Below are 17881 nucleotides of genomic sequence, written 5' to 3' on the forward strand. Positions count from 1 at the left end.
CCGATCTCCCCCCTTAAGAAGGGGGGGACAAGAGTTTTATCAAAGTCCCCGCAACGATTCGGGGGATGCGAGGGGGATCTGGCAGTCGCCTATAAGCGAGATTTATCTAAGGTTTCAGTCTTAAGTTGTCACCAATGGGCAATGCCGTCTCCCTACAATTAATCTCAGTAGCTAGGGACACGAAAATGCCGTGTCCTTTTGCTCGATCTCAACCCGATTCAAAGCGGGAGAAACGTTTAACTTCAATAGCTTCACCTACAGCAGCGCTATAGCGATCGAGCAGGACTTTTATCGTCACCTGCGAATCGCGAATATAGGTTTGTTCCAACAATGCCTCAACGGACGCAACTGGGATAGCCGCAATTTGCATGGCGAGGTTTTTTGCCAATTCTTGGAATGTGGCAGAGCGAGCAACAAAATCCGTTTGGCAATTCACTTCAATCAGCACGCCAATCGACTTATTTGTATGAATATAAGACTCGACAATGCCTTGAGTTGCTTCATTTTTTTGTAGGGCTTGAGCGCGGATTAAGTCGTTTTGACGCAGCCACGCGATCGCGCTTTCCAGATTCCCCTGACTTTCTTTCAGCGCTCGCTGGCAATCCATCACCCGCGCTCCGGTTACATCTCGCAACTGTTTGACGAGTTGGGCTGGAATCCGTGCCATTTTTATGCCTCCACAATTGCATACTTCATATTGTATGCTATTATAATACACAATGGCTAAAACATCACGGAAAAACAGGACAGAAAACAGAGAATAATTGGCTGCTTTGATGCGGTCGATCGATAATCTACGGGAATCCGTTGTTTTGCTAGACCGATCGTTCCCGCTTGCCTTTTTAATCTTTATCCAAAGCAAAGCAAACAAAACAAAACAAAACCAAGGGCTGAAACCCGATCGCACTTGTTAGCATGAAGCCAATCGAGACGATTCGCGTTGCAGTTACGTTTGATGTATCATTTATGGAGGACTACTCCCATGCCATCTTTAACATCTCCAACAGCTCGCGCCAGTGGATTGTACGTGCGCTCCATCGAAGTAGAACAAGAGGGAGAACAACTCGTTTTTCCCCTCAAGCATACAGAAGTCAGAGCCAAAATAGCCGGAAATCTCTCGCGAGTTGAAGTCTCCCAAAAATTTAAAAATCCTTTTACTAAGCCGCGGTCAGCCGTCTATATTTTCCCGCTACCTGCGGAAGCAGCGGTAGATGAGATGGAAATCAAAATTGGATCTCGCACCATTAAAGGCAGCATCAAAAAACGCGAAGAAGCTCAACAAATTTACGAAAAAGCCAAACAAGAAGGGCGTACTGCGGGTTTGCTGGAACAAGAGCGAGATAATATTTTTACCCAATCCCTCGCCAACATCAAACCCGGTGAAGAAATCGAGGTTGTGATTCGCTATACGGACAGCTTGAAATTTCTAGCTGGGGATTATGAATTTGTGTTTCCGATGGTTGTCGGGCCGCGATATATTCCCGGCACGCCGCTGGATGAAATGGCAGCTAGCGGCAGCGCACCAGCCCCAATGACACTCAATGCGGATACTGATATCGTCCCCGATGCCGATCGCCTGAATGCCCCTATTTTGCCGCCGGGAATGCGATCGGGACACGATATCGGCGTGACGCTGGAAATTGCAGCCGGCGTACCGATTCGTAATGTCAATTCCCCATCCCACCAACTGCGCATCGAATATTTCGACTCTCCCCAATCTTCCGCAGCCAGCGAGCAAAAAAATGGTTTGATGGTGCGCGTTCAGTTGGGAAATCAAGATACAATTCCCAACAAAGATTTGATTGTTCGCTATCAAATTTATGGTCGAGAAACTCAATCTACGGTATTAACTCAAGCGGACGATCGCGGCGGACATTTTGCAGTTTATTTGATTCCGGCGATCGAGTACAAAACTGATGAAATTGTGCCGAAAGATGTTGTTTTTTTAGTGGATACTTCCGGTTCGCAAGCCGGAGCGCCTTTGCAGCAATGTCAGGAATTGTTGCGGCAATTTATTAACGGATTGAATCCGGCGGATACTTTCTCGATTCTGGATTTTTCCGACTCCGTGCGGCAACTTTCCCAACAACCGCTACCGAATACAGCAGAAAATCGGCAAAGGGCGATCGCATATATCAACAAACTATGCGCTTCTGGCGCTACGGAAATGTTGGGCGGCATTCGGGCGGCGATCGATTTTCCAGCACCATCCGGGCGCTTGCGGACTGTGGTATTGCTTAGCGACGGTTACATCGGCAACGAAAACCAGATTTTCGCCGAAGTGCAGCAACATCTCAAATCGGGGAATCGCCTGTACAGCTTCGGTGCGGGGAGTTCCGTCAATCGCTTTTTGCTCGATCGCCTTGCCGAAATCGGGCGCGGAATTTCCCGGATTATTCGGCATGACGAACCAGTTAACGAATTTGTCGAAAAGTTCTTCCAACAAATCAACAATCCCGTGTTAATAAATCTAGAAATTACTTGGCAGGGAGAGGGCGAAAGTCCGGTAATTTATCCGTCAGTTGCGCCGGATTTATTTGCCGAACAACCGCTGGTTTTATTTGGAAAAAAGGGCGATCGCCAAGCTGGAACACTTTAGATAAAAGGGGTTAGTGCAGGCGGACACCAGTACATCCAAACCCATGAACAGAATTTAAACAATTATGAAGCAAAATTGTAAATGTAAGCTATCGACGTAGAAGCGCGAGCAATATTCCTAGCCCTAATCCAGCAAATATACCTGGTAATGCCAATAAAGAGCGTAGTAGTATTTCTTTTATAAACTGATTATTAAATTTCCAACTTTCCTTTCCTAAGGCAACTATGAAAGACCAAGGAAAAATCAAAACAAATAATAAAATTGCCAAAATTATACTACTTGGGCTAGGAAATTGCCAAGCAATTGAAACAGGCGAAATAGCCATCACAAAACCTCCTATATACAAACATTCTCGGAAGCCAGGTATTGCCCCACACACAGAGACTCCTAAGACTAAGAACAATATGAAACCAAGTGCGAATTGAGTATAACCGATAGCCATGAGTCCATATCCAAGAAAACCTAATACAAAATAGCCTAGAGAGTAGAGTATTAAGTACAAAGGGAAATTTAAGGAGAAACCAAGCCCCAATGAATCTGTCTGATGTTTCCAAGGAAAACCAAGCAAATCTGTGGCCCACTGGATACTGTTTTTCTGGATATTGCGATTAGGAGATATTGGATTAGGTTTTAAAGGAACTTTGGGTGTGTTTGGGCTAGGAAAGTTTACTGGAGGATTAAAGGGGATATTAGGCTGTATCTTTGCCTTTAAATTTTGAACTGCTTTTAACACTTCTGAAGCATCCTTGTATCTATCTTTAAAGTTATAACTAATCATCTTATTAATCACCTTTACAAAGTCTTGGCTAATGTCACTGACTAAACCTTGCTATAGTAATTCTTCTGTATGAGGATTTTCAGGTATTGTATAAGGCTCTTTACCAGTCAATAATCGAATTGCAATTCTACCTACTGCATAGACATCACTTGCCGGTCGAGGTTGTCCTTGAGCTTGTTCGGGTGGCATATAACCTTTTGTACCAACGCAAACAGTTAATTTTCTGTTGCCATCTGAAGTTATCTGCAAAGCACTAGTTTGTTTGGCTCCGCCGAAATCTATTAAAACCACCTTCCCATCGAGCTGACGACGCATCACATTAACAAGTTTAAGATCGAGATGAATAGCATCTTGAACGTGAACAAATTTTAGCACCTCTAAGATCTCCTCTAAAAGATTTAAGACCTGTTTTTCGTTAAGCCTTCTACCATGCCCAACTTCTTCTTCAAGAGATTTCCCATGAATATATTACTGAACGAGAAAAAATTTGCCAAACTCCTTAAGATAGTCGTACAATGTTGGAATTTGCGGGTGGCTCCCCAGAATAGCAAGCATCTTAGCTTCTTTCTCAAAGAGTCGCTGAAGAGTCAACCATTGTTGGGGGCTGGGGGGTGAATCAGGCTGTAAGTGTTTCAACACTCGTTTTGGCTTGCCAGGAAGTGATTTTGCTTCAACAAGATAAGTTATGCCAAATCCACCTTTACCAAGTTGCTCGATCACTCTGTAGTCGTCGAGACTCATACCCCACTTTTCTCCGCTAAATTATGCGTTTCATTCTATCAAACTCTAACTATCAGAGCAAAGGCCCGAAAGGGGGGTTATACTGAAATAATTTACCCGATCGCCTAAATATATGTCTTCTCCTGCTATCACCACGATCGTCAAGATGGTTGAATCCTTGCCCCATGAGCTGCAAGAACAAGTTGCAGAGCATATTCGCGAGTATATTGCCGAATTAGAGGAAGAAAAGCGTTGGGATGCGAGCTTTAAGCGAACCCAGAATAGTTTGATTGCAGTGGCACGGCAAGCCAGACAAGAAATAGCAGCAGGCAAGTCAGTCCCAATGGATTACGAGCAATTATGAAGTCCGCTACCCTGCCATCGTTTTGGGCGAAATATCGAGAATTGAGCGATCCGGTGAGAGCAGGAGCACGAAAAGCCTATCGATTGTGGGCGACGAATCCATTTCATCCATCGTTGCATTTTAAGTGCATCAATAGTGAAGAACGGATTTGGTCAGTGCGAGTTACGCGCAGCCACCGTGCTTTAGGCGTTCTAGATGACGATACAGTGACGTGGTTTTGGATCGGCGACCACGATGAGTACGAGGAATTCTATTCGTAAGCGCCACCTAATATTGTAAGCATTTGCTGGTAAGAAAAATTGTATGGCCGAACTCGATCGCCCGGAAACTCCAGAAGGTTATTTTCGCTCGCGTAATCATATATCGGCAAAAAGATCGGCAAAAAGTTCGCCCAATAACAGCCACAAGCTAGAATATAAAACTGTTTCAGCCAATTTCTAGATCGGCAATACAATGGCAGAGTCAGCGATTCCCTACCGACATTACGAACCCAGTCTGCTCGAACCCGTTTATCCTCAGCGAACTCAGAATTTAGAAGATTTAGCACTTTTACTGACATCGAAAGCGGGGCAGTTGACTCGCGGATTGCATCCGATCGTCTCGCGATCGCTCGGTGCTTTAGTACGATCGATGAATTGCTACTACAGCAATCTGATTGAAGGTCATCGCACCCGACCGATCGATATCGAACGCGCTCTGGCACAAGACTTTTCTAGCGATCCAGAACAGCGTAACTTGCAGCTTGAAGCTAAAGCTCACATCGAAGTTCAGAGCCTGTTAGATATCGATCCAAATTGGCAAATGCTGGATGTTGTTAGCCCGGAATTCATTCAACAATTGCATCGTGAATTTTATCAACGCCTGCCGGAAGCCTTTTGGCAGCTTGGAGAGCTCACCGTTCAACCCGGAGAATGGCGTTCGGCGAACGTGCAGATCGGTCGCCATATCCCCCCTCCACCGGATGCTTTACCCGCGTTTCTCGCTCGCTTTGCCCGAGTCTATAGCCCCGATCGGCTCTCGGGGGTCGATCGAATTCTTGCGGCTGCTGCTGCCCACCATCGATTTGTCTGGATTCATCCATTTTTAGATGGCAATGGGCGAGTCGTGCGACTTTTTTCCCATGCTTATTTTCAACGCATCGGCATAGGAAATAGCCTGTGGTCAGTCTCGCGAGGATTGGCGCGGAAAATGCAGGATTATCGATCGCTGCTAGCACAAGCCGATCTGCAACGGCTGAACGATTACGATGGTCGAGGTAATCTCACAATGGCGGGATTAGTCCAGTTTTGCGAGTTTTTTCTAGAAACTTGCATTGACCAGATTGATTTCATGACAGAGCTTTTGGAACCCACGCAACTCTTAAATCGAATTGAAGCGAATGTGGCGATCGCGATAAAGCAGCGATCGCTCTTGCCAGGAAGTTTTGCGTTATTGAAAGCAGCTTTTTTGGAGGGAGAAATTGCGCGAGGGCGTGCGGCAGCGATCGCGGGGTATCAGGAAAGACAGGCGCGATCGGTGTTGAAACGTTTAATCGAACGAGGTTTGCTAGTCGCGGATTCTCCGAAAGGAGCCGTTCGGTTGGGATTTCCGACAATGGCAGTCGAGCAATGGTTCCCGCGATTGTGGGTCGAGTAATCTGCTATCTAGAAAGGACTACATCGGACATTTGCGCAAGCGCGATCGGGGTGGATTTGATTGGCAACCTATCAACTGGCAATTTGAAAGTTAATTCTGCTTGCGGGAGTAATGCAGAGGTTAGTACACACAATCTTCTAGTAAGTAAGGTGCGTCGCCACCCGTAAAGAAGCAATTTCTATTCAAGATTTCGCAGCGACGCACCCTACAGATTAACTATGAAGAGTCAGAAATGATAATTCGAGGTTCTGCATCGATTAATTAGATCGTTGGGTGAATTTTATGTTACCCCGAAGTGACAATCATAGGGATAAAAACCAGTTTTTCGGTTAAAAAAGCAACCGCCAAAGCTCAAATTCGATCCTCTTCGAGGGCTTCGCTAACGGGATCGATACCCTGCGATCGCAAAAATTCGGCTAATTGGGCAACTCGCTGCTCGGCTTGAGTAGCTCGCTGTTCGGCTTGAATTGCCCAATGTTCGAGTTCTGTGGATCTGAGAAGGCGTTCTTGAGTTTGAGCATCCACCATCACCACCTCGCCGTCGTGCAATCCCATCCACAAACCCACCGTTTCGCACATAATGCGCCCTTCTTCATCGGGAGTAATCGGCACGTAGGTGCCATCCATTAAACGGTAGCCCAACACCTCATCCAGCATTTGACCTCGCTGACGCCGCCGATCGAAAATGATATATTCCTGTACGCTGGCCCTCGCGTATTGTTGGACTTTGATTTCTCGATCCTCTTTGCGATATTGAGGGGAAACTACTTCGACAATTAAGGAGGGACGCGCGCCTTCAGATTTCACTAAAAACTCTGTCCGCACCTGTTCTTTATTTTGAATGCCAAACACCACGCAAGTATCGGGACAATGATCTTTGAAATCGGCAATTTCCCAGCGAACTATGAGATCGCGAAAAACCGCGGTTGTTGGATCGTTAGCGTAGCGACGGGTGAGAATATCTTTAATATCTCCTGCTATGCGATCGTGAAAAGTGCTGTTCGGCAAATGATATCCCTCTTCTGGATGGAGAAATTCTTCAGAGGTCAGGGGAATATCCTCGAAAACAGTGCTGCCATCGGGTTGGACGATTTCTTCGGTGCGCCAACCGCGTTCGGCTAATTCGTTTGTTGGATGGCGGGTAATGGCGATCGTCATTGCTTCTCCACTGTTGACCTAGTTATATTACAATACGGTTCAGTTAAGCTCGATCACCCTGGCACCCCCCTTCCCAAGGGGGGGACAAGAACTTACTCAAAGTCCCCCAACAATCAGGGGGATGAGAGGGGGATCTCCGAGGAATAAATAGTTTTAACCCAAGCGTATTGATTTATATTATAGAGCCAGATAGGTGATTTGACTTTATATCATGTTCGCTATTAGCTAATACTTTCGCTTCTCGATCGCCCACAAAAAAATGGAAGAATTTGCTCTTCCATTTTTAAATAAGGATTATTCGTCCTGACTTCAAACCGCTGTTATTATTGCTAATTCACCAGACGCGATCGAATTTTTGATTAGACAGCAGCCAACTCAGGAGTCGGGCGCTTGCTGTGGCGGATACCCTCGATCGCACCTGCGTAATCCTTCGCCTTAAACACAGCAGAACCAGCGACGATCGCATTTGCGCCCGCTTCCAAAACCTGCCAAGTATTGTTTCCCTTCAAACCGCCATCTACTTCAATCCAAGGATCGAGGCCTCTTTCGTCGCACATTTGGCGCAGCTTGCGAATTTTCGGTACCATAGTCGGGATAAAACTTTGACCGCCAAAGCCTGGGTTGACGCTCATAATCAGCACCAAATCGCAAAGGTCAAGCACGTGTTCGATCAACTCTAGCGGCGTCGAAGGATTCAGGACTACACCAGCCATTTTGCCCAATTCCCGAATTTGACCCAGGGTGCGGTGCAAGTGAGGCGAAGCATTGTGCTCGGCGTGCACCGAAATAATGTCAGCACCAGCCTTAGCGAAGTCTTCGACGTATTTCTCCGGCTCCACAATCATCAGGTGGACATCCAGCGGCTTGGTGGTAACCGGGCGAATTGCTTCGACGATCAGTGGGCCGATCGTAATATTAGGTACAAAGCGACCGTCCATCACATCTACGTGAATCCAGTCGGCGCCGGCGCGATCGACAGCCTGAATCTCTTCTCCGAGACGGCTAAAATCGGCGGATAATATTGATGGAGAAATAACGATCGATTTTTGGGATTTGGTCATGGCTAGCTCTGTGTCTCCTGTCTCCTGTGCTGTATCCAGTTTATCAAAATACGGCGATCGGGGCTCAAAGTTGTGAATAATAGCTAGGGACAGGTTTAGTGGAAAAACTTGACCTTTAACCCGCAATTTTTGTGCAAAACTCGCTCAGCTCTCCGAATTTGGGTTTAGGATATAATTTTTACCTCTAACAAATAAGTTTCGTGCAAAACTAGACCTGCTGCAAATTTTCAGTAGCGAATTATGAAAAATACAGATCCCTTAGACAATCCCGAACTCGATCGGGCAAGTCTGTTTGTACTAATGATCCCAGTCATCGGCTTTTTCCCCGCCCTGTGGAATCTTTACCGCCGTCAGGGCAGCCCCGAGCGCAAAGCCGTCAGCCGATTGGCAATTGCCCTTGCATTTAGCTGGCTCTTAGGACATATTCTTTTAGAAGCTGGAGCGATTTCTGCGGAATCTTCGACACTTACCATGTTATTAATGAGTAGCCTGCTGACAACCAGCTATTTTATCGTTGCCTTGGGACTGATGGTTCGCCTCTGGAAGCGTCAACCGCTATGGTTGCCCGGAATTAGCCGCGTAGCCGAGCAAGTGGTCGGCAAACATTTATCATAATTTAGGGTTCTTTTAAGCCCCTACCGTATTGATTGACTGCGTTTTCAGGTTGATACTACATATTGTCACGATCTTTTTTATTTTTGTTGTGTGTGAGGAAGCCAGTGCCAGCTCAAAAAACTCCTAATCAAGACCCTATCAAACAATCAACAGCTCAACCTCCAACCAAAAAATCGCACCAACCGCATCGAGGCCGTTGGCTGGGTTTTGGTTTTGGTTTGGCTGGAGTAGCCATGCTCTCAGCCACAGCCGGAGCGCTCCTAGCCGTCTCTCTTTCCACAACGCCGCTTCAGCAACAAAAGTTGAGCCCTGAAGAAGCGGCGGTGTTTTCTCAAGGCGACATGGCAAAGCTCAGCATGAAGATGCCGGAGTTGACTCGCCCAGTTAATATTTTAGTTTTAGGACTTAAGGTTTTGAGTTCAGACCTCGAAGGCCATCCCGATAAAGACAAGGGATACGATGTCTGGCAAAACTCTTTTAAGGGGTTAACCGATACTATGCTGTTGGTGAGGTTTGACCCTCAAAATAAAAAAATAAGCGTGCTTTCCATTCCGCGAGATACCCGCACCTATGTGGAAGGTAGGGGTGTTGTGAAAATCAACGAAGCTAATTACTACGGCGGCCCTGCTTCTTCAGCAAAGTCAGTCAGCGGACTGCTGGGCGGCGTGGGAATCGATCGCTATGTCACTGTCAATATTCAAGGCATCAAAAGTTTGGTAGATGCCCTGGGCGGGATTACGATTAATGTCCCTAAAGACATGAAGTATACCGATGAAAGTCAGCATTTATATATAGATTTAAAGGCTGGTAAACAACGTCTGAATGGCGAACAAATCGTACACTATTTGCTTTATCGGCACGACGATTTAGGCGATATCGGGCGGGTGCAGCGGCAGCAATTGTTAATGCGGGCTTTTGTGGAAGAGCAAGTTAATGTTGGTTTGCTGTCTCGGATGCCGAAGATTTTGTCGGTGATTCAGTCTCACCTTGACACGAATTTGAGTATAGAAGAATTGGTGGCTTTGGCGGGTTTTGCTACTCAAACCGATCGCGCTGGCGTACAGATGTTGATGGTTCCGGGCAAATTCAGCGATCCTAAGGACTATAAGGCAAGTTTTTGGTTGCCAGACCAAAATGCTATCGAAACTCTGGTGGCAGAACATTTTGACTTCGGTCAAAATACTTGGAAAATTGATAATGTTGATTCAACTTTTCTGAAGGTGGCGGTTCAAGACAGTACGGGCGATCGATCGGCTGTTGAAGATTTTGTCAGGACTTTAACTCGGGCAGGCTATCGGAATGTGCAAGTTTCTAAAGCTTGGTCTGAACCGCTAGACGTAACGACGATTGTAGCTCAAGACGGGGACATTAAAGGTGCTCAAGCGATTCGCCAGTCTTTGGGTTTTGGAGAGGTGCTGGTTGAGAGTACGGGTGCTTTACAGTCGGACGTGACAATCAGACTGGGTAAGGATTGGTTGGAGAAAAAGGCTCAGTCAGGCCGGGGATTTTAAAACGCAATTTTAAATTTGATATTTGTAGGGACACAGCAGTGCTGTGTCCTCTTTACTTTTTACTTTACCTGATGAAGTTCGATCGGCTCAGCCGCCGCACCCACACCCAACCCACAAAACTACCGATAAAATAAGATGGAAAATCCGACCAAGTAAATGAGTTTCCCAATACCAATCGTCCCGGTAAAGTAGCTCTAGCTGCTTGCAAAAACGGAGGTTGTCATACTTGAATAAATTCCAATCCGCAGGTAGCAATACACACTCCTATAGCAACCCAAACTAGGGAAGCTTGCGGCCACAAAAAAACTGTTAGCAAAATCCAAAATATTTCATAAGCTATGGCTCCAAAAAAGTCATTGAACCATTCCGGTGCAGGGCCGCGATCAAACCTGACTGCGTAACCTAAAGGGATAATCACAGCAATGTTGATTAGCGCAGAGCAACTCGATATTTGAAAAAACGGTGATGGGGAGAAATAGGGGAATTCATTAAATTTGAGACAGATTTTTTCGTTCACTTTAAGGCTTTTTCTGTATTATGAATTATACTCTCACAACAGTGACATGAGATGAACGATTACATCGATCTTTACTGCGAACGTACCATGCCTGGTTTATGGAGTGAACCACTAAATGCTGTATCTAATATTTCTTTCCTCATTAGACAAGATTGCATAGGTCTTCGATCGATACAGAAACCGCAGATGTCAGACAGATAAACACAGATAAACGCAGATAATTTTAGGGTGTTTTCCGATTTTTGCAATTCAAGTCTATTGCAGCATGGGCTATTTTTCAATTGACTCGGCGACAGCAAAAAGTACCAACTGGTATTTGGATATTGATTAGTTTAGTCACCAGTATAGGTATTGGAAGTACCCTATTTCATACATTTGCGACAGAATGGGCAGGATTGCTAGATGTGATTCCTATTATGCTCTTTCAGCTTGGGTTTTTATGGCTTTATAGCCGTCAAGTAGTTAAAATGAAATATGGATATGCAGGACGATTGCTCGCAGGATTTTTATGGCAAGCAACTTCAGCAATAAATTTACAAATGTTCTCAACGGTTCTCTTTCTTATGCTCCTGCATTTTTAGTGTTACTAGGGCTTGGACTATATCACTATCAACAGCAGAAGCGTGAGCCATTTGTTCTATTAGCAGCATCGGGGGTATTCTTGTTAGCCCTTTCATTCCGAACTCTCGATCGGGCAGTTTGTCCTTACTTTTCAACGGGTACACATTTTCTTTGGCATCTTTTTAATGGTATTTTGCTGTACTTATCAGCAAGAGCATTAATCCTCAACAAATCTACGATCGACTAGGGAGCGACGGCCTCTACCCCTCCACATCCCTAAGCGCCTCTTCTAGCAGCATCCGCTCTAAACGGCGCGAATAACCTCAACGTGAAATCTATGGTAGTAATCTCAAATCTAAAATCGCTCGACTGGCACAAAATCGTAGCCCGTACCAGATTTAGAATCGGGTACAATTTGCAAAAGAACTACATTGCTATTGCGATCGCCACTGGACAAAAATCTAATTTCCCCAGTCGCACCGCTAACCTTGAAGTCGGCACCCGCCAAGGTTTTCGCCAACATCACCCGCCCCGCTTGACCGCTATAAGGAGCAATTTTCCCGATCGACCTTCCCATCCGCAATACCTGCGCCGCATCGTAACTCATCGCCGTCCGCCAATTAACCTCAATTCCCCACAAATCTTTAGCTAATAGTGCAAAATTTTGATTTTTACTATCAGCAAAATGCCAAGGAACCGAAATTATCGCCCCGCTCAAAGCTGCTCCACCCTGTTTTAATAAATCTGTATTATAGAGAGCATCACCGCCAATCAGCGGCAAGCGTTTTTGATTGTTTTTAGCCACTTCTAAGGATGAATTTATCGTATCTGAATCTGGGAACAATACCAACACATCCGCTGCAATTCCATCTAGATGTGCCGTCGAATTTGGGTCTGATAAATCTACTTCCTTAACAACTTGACCGCCTTCCAAAATTAAAGTAGTAGAAAAAGCTGTTTGTAGCGACTTGCTATAAGAACTTTTGGAATTGTAAAAAACCGCAGCCCTGCTTTTTTTCATGGTATTTAACATATAGCGAGCTAAAGCCGTACCTGTAAATTGGTCGCTCGGTATTGTCCGAAAGAAATAGTTCACGCCGTCGGGGCGCCTCGGAACCGTTGCTAATTCAATGCTCGTGCTCGTAGGTGCGATCGCCACCATTTGATTTTGACTGTAAATGGGAGCAACTGCGATCGAAGTTTTGCTGGTGCCGTGACCGACAACCGCTAAAATACTGGTATCTGCAATCAGACTGCGCGCAATAGCCTGCGCCCGATTTTCATCATTACCATCATCAGCAATTACCACCTTTAAAGGCACTCCCGCCTTAATTGCTTCATCTTGAGCTTGAGCTATCCCGCGCAAGATTTCCGCCGCGGCGCTGAGATTGTCGCTAATCGGAACTACTGCGGCAATGGAGACAGCTCGCGCAGTACCGAGTCGAGCGTTGTTGAGATAAATCAAAGTTTCCGGATCGGTGCGATCGACTTGGACAGCCGCTTGTAGCTGATTTACCGCCGTTTTCAAGTCACCGCTGGCGATCGCGCGAACTCCTGCTTGCTTGTCAGGAGTAGCAGTGCTAGCAAACAAAATGCGATCGCCCGCACTGATGTAACCACTAACATCTATCGGCGAGGAACTCCGCGAAGTTTCCCCTGGTGTATTAGGTAATTTAGAAACATTAGGATTCAGGCTTTTTTCAGCCAAATTTACAGCATCTTTTAAGATATTAATCAACTCATTCCTGAACAAAAAAGCACCCGCACCTAAAGCAATTAAAAATATTAAAATTAGAGAAACCAGCCAACTTTTTTTTCGAGATTTATCCGAGGTTTTCCGATCGTGAATATGCGCCAAAGTAGCCGAGGTAGGCTCCTGCAAAGCCGCCAACATTTCCTTAGCAGTAGCGAACCGAGTTCGCGGATGAAACCTAATTGATTTATCTAAAACCGCTGCAAATCTGATACTCACTTTTGACGAGTAATTCTGCCAAAGCATCTCCCGAGTTTGGGGGTCTGTTTCCAACTCCTGCGGCCACTTTCCCGTCAGCAAATAAATTGCAGTCAATCCCAAACTGTACAAATCGCTAGAAAATTCTGGCCTACCTGCGGCTTGTTCCGGCGACATAAATTGCGGCGTTCCAATAGAGATAGTTACATCATTTCCTCCAGTAGTTACGGCTTGATTAATTGTTTCCTTAACCACGCCAAAATCTATCAGCACTGGTTCGCCGTCCGACTTGCGCAAAAGAATATTTTGTGGTTTAACATCTCGGTGAATAATCTTTTTTTCGTGAATGTAATCCAAAATTTGCAGCAGACTTGAGATAATTTCCTTGACTTGTTCCTCGCTCATTTTACCAGCAACTTTTACCCGGTTGTTTAGCGTTTCGCCGTCTATCCATTCTAAGGCCAAGAAAAATAAACCATTTTCCTCAAAGTGCCCGTAGAGTTTTGGTATTTGAGAATGTCCTTCGCCCAACTTTTCCAATACAGCAGCTTCTTGAGAAAAACGCTCTCGAACGCTTTGGTCAATCAGAGGATTATCAGTCTGGGGTTTTAGCTGCTTAATGACGCAACACCGATGCGAAGGCATTTGCGTATCTTCGGCGAGCAATGTTAAGCCAAAACCTCCTTCTCCGAGTTTGTCAATTACCCGGTAGCGACTGTTTAAAAGTTGTTCTGATTCAGGGTTAACTTCCGGCGGTTGCAAAATTTTGCCGTTGATTTCCACGGGACTTTCGACTGCGAGAATGCCGTATTTGCCGCTCCCGTTTGGTTCGGTATGAATTAGCGCAGATGTGTCGCCGTTGTCTTTTAATTTTCTCCTGAGTTCAAAAATGCGATCGACTATTATTTGCTCTTCGTCACCTGTTGGCGGACGCTTGTACAGTACGTTAAAAATCGCTGCCGGTGCGACATATTTGCCGTAGTGCTTGCTCAACAGCAGCAGCACGATATACTCTTCTTTGTTTAAGTCTATGCACTCTGAACCCAGCTTGACGGTGCGGGTTTTAGTGTCGATGCTCAAGTTGTCCATATCGACCAAAATTATTGTTCACAACTGAAGGAAGTTCGGCAACAGATTTGTTAACGGATGTAAGGGATGGAGCTGCGAGGGAAAGTGGTATAATTTTAGCGCTGATGTTTGAAAATTTACTAATATACCTCTCGAAAAAACCAAGTCTTGAACAAGCAGGATGTTTGTTCCACAATAATTATTAGAGATGTCTAATCTCCTAACTGTTTTGGCTGTTTCCCAGACCTAAAATCAATCGAATGCAAGTAGTAATTGGTAATATAGCTTTGAGTTATGAATTTTAAGTGCACAGTTGTGGATTGGGAACTGTTTAACTTAAAACTCATAACTCACAACTCAATATTTTTCTTCAGGTTAGCTTTCGGCGGTGCTAGTTGCCAACCTTACGCAGACTGATTTTATGCCAAGCAGGCGCGACGTAGCTATGTGGTAGGGAATCGCTCTTTAATCCAATCAAGTAAAATAGGATTGACCAATTCCGGCGCTTCATCCTGGGGACAATGGCCTACGCCCTCCAGCGGAATAAACTTTTCTACAGCCGGAAACTTGGCTAATTCTCGCCCGAGGGCGATCGGCTCCCAAGGGTCATTTGCGCCCCACACAATCAAAGCAGGACAGTTCAAACGCGGCAGTAAATCCTCCGGTAACGGCCCTTGAGAATAGCTGATAAATGCTACAAATACATCCACTGCGCCGCTGTCCTTAGCGGGTTCCAGCAGCATATTTACCAGCTCGTCAGTGACAGCTTCGGGACGGTGATAGGCTTGCAAAAGCACTTTTTTGACTGTATTCGGGGTTGCTAATTGTTTGAAAAATAATTTACTAATCCACTTGACATTTAAAACTTTTTGTGCGATTGGCGCTCCAAAACTGCGATACCAAGGCATTTCGGCGCGTTTGCGATCGTGCAGCAAGCGCAGGGAACAATTGAGTAAAATTACACTAATGGCGATATCTGGAAAATCCACAGCCGCTTGCATAATTGCTACGCAGCCGATCGAATTTCCCACCAAAAAAGCAGGCCCGCCCGCAACTTCCCGGCAAAAATCGGCAATTAACTCTCCCCAAGTCTCAAAAGTATAATCAATCTCAAGCTTGGGTGCGGGTTTCGCAGAACCGCCAAAACCGATAAGATCGATCGCAAAACAGCGACAATCAGCAGCCAACGCCGGCAAATTCTGGCGCCAGTGGCCCGAAGACGCGCCGAAACCGTGGACAAACACCACCGCCGGGCCCTGGGAACCCGCAGCCTGGTAACAAATCGGAAAACCTTTCCACATCCAGGTTTGAGGTGCAACAGCAGTTAACGTAGAAGATGTCATAGAAGTAAAAAAGTGAAAATTTAAGAGTTGGAAGGACTAAAGTCCTTACTACAAACCGTATCGCAATTCCAGGCAACTGCTAGAACATAAATCCCAAACCTTCATTCACTCCTCCCTCTGCGCCCTCTGGCGCTCTCTGCGGTTAAATCCTCTTGCTTCTTGCTTTGCAGTTAGAGCCGCTATTGTGTCACGATTAAAAATGCTGACTTTTTTGCCTTATTGAAATTTCCCCTATGCCAACGATCGTCTCAACTTCTGTCGTACCGTTTCTCGGTTCCGAAATTGTACCCGACTACGACACCGCCAAAGTAGTTATTTTACCAATTCCCTACGAAGCAACAACCACCTACCGGCGGGGGTGCGAAAACGGGCCGGCTAAACTGCTAGAAGCTTCTCACCAACTGGAGTGCTACGACGAAGAACTAGATTCCGAAGTTTGTTACGATGTTGGCATTTATACCGCATTGCCGATCGCCGATACCCGCAACCAACAACCAGTATCATCCCTAGAAATGCTGCAAGTCACGCAACAAACCGTGCACCAGCTAATTACCGAAAATAAGTTTGTCATCTCCCTCGGAGGCGAACACAGCATCACCGCCGGCGTTGTCGAAGGCTACCGCCAAGGATACCCGGATGAACCTTTCACCGTAGTGCAAATCGACGCCCACGGCGACTTGCGCCACGAATACGAAGGCTCGATTCACAACCACGCCTGCGTGATGCGACGGGTTGTTGATATGGGCTTACCGACACTGCAAATCGGGATTCGCGCTATCTGCAAGGAAGAAGCCGACTTGATTAAAGCTAAACAACTAAACGTGTTTCGAGCTCGGGAAATTGCTACTCAACCGGATTGGGCCGATCGCGCCATTGCCAGCATAACAACGAAACGAGTATTTTTGACGATCGACCTAGACGGCATCGATCCGACATTAATACCAGGAGTTGGCACACCGGAACCGGGCGGGTTAAATTGGTATTCGCTCACCGGATTTTTGCGGCGCGTCTTCGAGTCCTACGACGTAATCGGCTGTGACATTATGGAACTAGCACCTGTGGTAGATTCTGTAGTTTCAGAATTTACCGCCGCCAAATTAACATACAAAATGATTGGATATCAAGCTGTGGCGAAAGGTTGGCTCAAGCAAGACGAGGCATAAATCGTTTGGTTGCGAATGAAAATAGGCTGTTGGCAAGGTTAGAATTAAACTACAGCCAAAAAACAGCCTATTCTAGCTCTGCTGTTCCTGTCATATTTGATAGTGGAAATACCGCTCTTTACCTGCTGCAAACATAAATCTACTAAGGGAAAAAATGGCTACTCCGATTAACGGCTACGCTCCTGATTTTGAACTACCGGGAGTTGACGAAGAAGTTCACCATTTAGCTCGATATTTAGAAAAGTATCGGGCGATCGGGGTAGTATTTATATGCAATCATTCCCCTTACGTGCAGTTGTATCTCGATCGCCTGAAAGAAGTACAAGCAGCTTTTCAAGATCGAGATGTTACGTTAATCGGGATTAATGCTAATGATGCAAACCAGCATCCCGATGACAGTTTCGACAACATGAAAATTTTTGCAGCCAACAATCAACTCAACTTTCCGTACATCCGAGATGTTGCTCAAGATGTGGCTGAAAGTTTTGGGGCTTCTAAAACGCCGGAGGTCTTTTTGTTAGACCAAGATGGCAGATTGCGCTATAAAGGTTTAATAGACGACAACGCCGACGATCCGGGGGCGGTGCAGCTTTCTTATCTGCGAAGTGCGATCGACCAATTGCTCAATAACGAACAGGTAGAACCTTCGAGTACAGAGGCGATCGGTTGTGCCCTCAAGTGGCGGTAATAGACGGCGGTTGAAACCCTTAACGAGACGGCAGTACCCAAAGCCGTGTGATATTTAACGTCAAACGTAGTGCGAGTCTTCTGTTTAGCGATTAAGACCAGATCCCCCCTAGCCCCCCTTAAGAAGGGGGGGACAAGAAAGGGTCAAAG

17 protein-coding genes and 1 pseudogene are annotated in these 17881 nt (G+C 45.9%); 9 read left to right on the forward strand and 9 right to left on the reverse strand.

The annotated features are described in order from the left end of the window. Positions 1–208: 208 nt before the first annotated feature. Entirely contained in the window at positions 209–667 is a 459-nt protein-coding gene (tsf, locus tag QT974_RS13975) for a translation elongation factor Ts (RefSeq protein WP_333469073.1), read from the reverse strand. Positions 668–982: 315 nt separating this feature from the next. Here tsf and QT974_RS13980 point away from each other — a divergent pair, with 315 nt between their 5' ends. After that, positions 983–2599, forward strand: a complete 1617-nt coding sequence (locus tag QT974_RS13980; protein ID WP_442933179.1) for a VIT and vWA domain-containing protein — start codon at positions 983–985, stop codon at positions 2597–2599. A gap of 88 nt (positions 2600–2687) precedes the next feature. Here the strand turns inward: QT974_RS13980 and QT974_RS13985 are convergent, their stop codons facing one another. The 3 genes from QT974_RS13985 to QT974_RS13995 are packed head-to-tail and all read right to left on the reverse strand — an operon-like array spanning position 2688 to position 4118. Next, entirely contained in the window at positions 2688–3377 is a 690-nt protein-coding gene (locus QT974_RS13985; protein WP_333469074.1) for a hypothetical protein, read from the reverse strand. A 51-nt stretch (positions 3378–3428) separates the two neighbouring features. Further along, positions 3429–3842, reverse strand: a complete 414-nt coding sequence (locus tag QT974_RS13990) for a serine/threonine protein kinase (protein WP_333469088.1) — start codon at positions 3840–3842, stop codon at positions 3429–3431. 3 nt (positions 3843–3845) lie between these two features. Then, positions 3846–4118, reverse strand: a complete 273-nt coding sequence (locus QT974_RS13995; protein ID WP_333469075.1) for a hypothetical protein — start codon at positions 4116–4118, stop codon at positions 3846–3848. 112 nt (positions 4119–4230) lie between these two features. On the opposite strand from QT974_RS13995, the gene QT974_RS14000 reads away from it, so the two are divergent. The 3 genes from QT974_RS14000 (at position 4231) to QT974_RS14010 (ending at position 6096) form a co-directional block, all read left to right on the forward strand. After that, positions 4231–4461, forward strand: a complete 231-nt coding sequence (locus tag QT974_RS14000) for a hypothetical protein (protein ID WP_333469076.1) — start codon at positions 4231–4233, stop codon at positions 4459–4461. Further along, positions 4458–4721, forward strand: a complete 264-nt coding sequence (locus QT974_RS14005; protein WP_333469077.1) for a ParE family toxin-like protein — start codon at positions 4458–4460, stop codon at positions 4719–4721. The genes QT974_RS14000 and QT974_RS14005 overlap by 4 nt, the downstream gene beginning before the upstream one ends. 193 nt (positions 4722–4914) lie before the next feature. Beyond that, positions 4915–6096: a Fic family protein gene (locus tag QT974_RS14010; RefSeq protein ID WP_333469078.1), complete on the forward strand. Its 1182-nt coding sequence runs from the start codon at positions 4915–4917 to the stop codon at positions 6094–6096. A gap of 351 nt (positions 6097–6447) precedes the next feature. Here the strand turns inward: QT974_RS14010 and QT974_RS14015 are convergent, their stop codons facing one another. Together QT974_RS14015 and rpe are read right to left on the reverse strand one after the other, a co-directional pair. Further along, positions 6448–7254 (reverse strand): Uma2 family endonuclease, encoded by an 807-nt coding sequence (locus QT974_RS14015; RefSeq protein WP_333469079.1) that lies wholly within the window; start codon positions 7252–7254, stop codon positions 6448–6450. Positions 7255–7613: 359 nt separating this feature from the next. After that, a complete protein-coding gene (rpe, locus tag QT974_RS14020) occupies positions 7614–8315 on the reverse strand; it encodes a ribulose-phosphate 3-epimerase (RefSeq protein ID WP_333469080.1) in 702 nt (233 codons plus the stop codon). A 240-nt stretch (positions 8316–8555) separates the two neighbouring features. On the opposite strand from rpe, the gene QT974_RS14025 reads away from it, so the two are divergent. Further along, the gene (locus tag QT974_RS14025; RefSeq protein WP_333469081.1) at positions 8556–8930 is read left to right on the forward strand and encodes a hypothetical protein; all 375 of its coding nucleotides are present in this window, start codon (positions 8556–8558) and stop codon (positions 8928–8930) included. Between the two features lie 104 nt (positions 8931–9034). Beyond that, positions 9035–10441, forward strand: a complete 1407-nt coding sequence (locus QT974_RS14030; protein WP_333469082.1) for an LCP family protein — start codon at positions 9035–9037, stop codon at positions 10439–10441. Positions 10442–10505: 64 nt separating this feature from the next. Here the strand turns inward: QT974_RS14030 and QT974_RS14035 are convergent. After that, a pseudogene (locus QT974_RS14035) lies at positions 10506–10958 on the reverse strand (ribosomal maturation YjgA family protein). A 242-nt stretch (positions 10959–11200) separates the two neighbouring features. On the opposite strand from QT974_RS14035, the gene QT974_RS14040 reads away from it, so the two are divergent. Further along, entirely contained in the window at positions 11201–11539 is a 339-nt protein-coding gene (locus tag QT974_RS14040; protein WP_333469083.1) for a hypothetical protein, read from the forward strand. Between the two features lie 335 nt (positions 11540–11874). On the opposite strand, the gene QT974_RS14045 is transcribed toward QT974_RS14040, so the two are convergent. Both QT974_RS14045 and QT974_RS14050 read right to left on the reverse strand, forming a co-directional pair. Then, a complete protein-coding gene (locus tag QT974_RS14045; protein ID WP_333469084.1) occupies positions 11875–14559 on the reverse strand; it encodes a protein kinase domain-containing protein in 2685 nt (894 codons plus the stop codon). 422 nt (positions 14560–14981) lie between these two features. After that, the gene (locus tag QT974_RS14050; RefSeq protein ID WP_333469085.1) at positions 14982–15881 is read right to left on the reverse strand and encodes an alpha/beta fold hydrolase; all 900 of its coding nucleotides are present in this window, start codon (positions 15879–15881) and stop codon (positions 14982–14984) included. 233 nt (positions 15882–16114) lie between these two features. Here QT974_RS14050 and speB point away from each other — a divergent pair, with 233 nt between their 5' ends. Continuing rightward, positions 16115–17044, forward strand: coding sequence for an agmatinase (speB, locus tag QT974_RS14055; RefSeq protein ID WP_333469086.1), 930 nt, complete (start codon positions 16115–16117; stop codon positions 17042–17044). A 154-nt stretch (positions 17045–17198) separates the two neighbouring features. Beyond that, positions 17199–17732, forward strand: a complete 534-nt coding sequence (locus tag QT974_RS14060; RefSeq protein ID WP_333469087.1) for a thioredoxin family protein — start codon at positions 17199–17201, stop codon at positions 17730–17732. Positions 17733–17881: the final 149 nt, after the last annotated feature.

Origin of the sequence: Microcoleus sp. BM001215392, assembly GCF_036700185.1 — a bacterium.
GTDB lineage: Bacteria > Cyanobacteriota > Cyanobacteriia > Cyanobacteriales > Microcoleaceae > Microcoleus.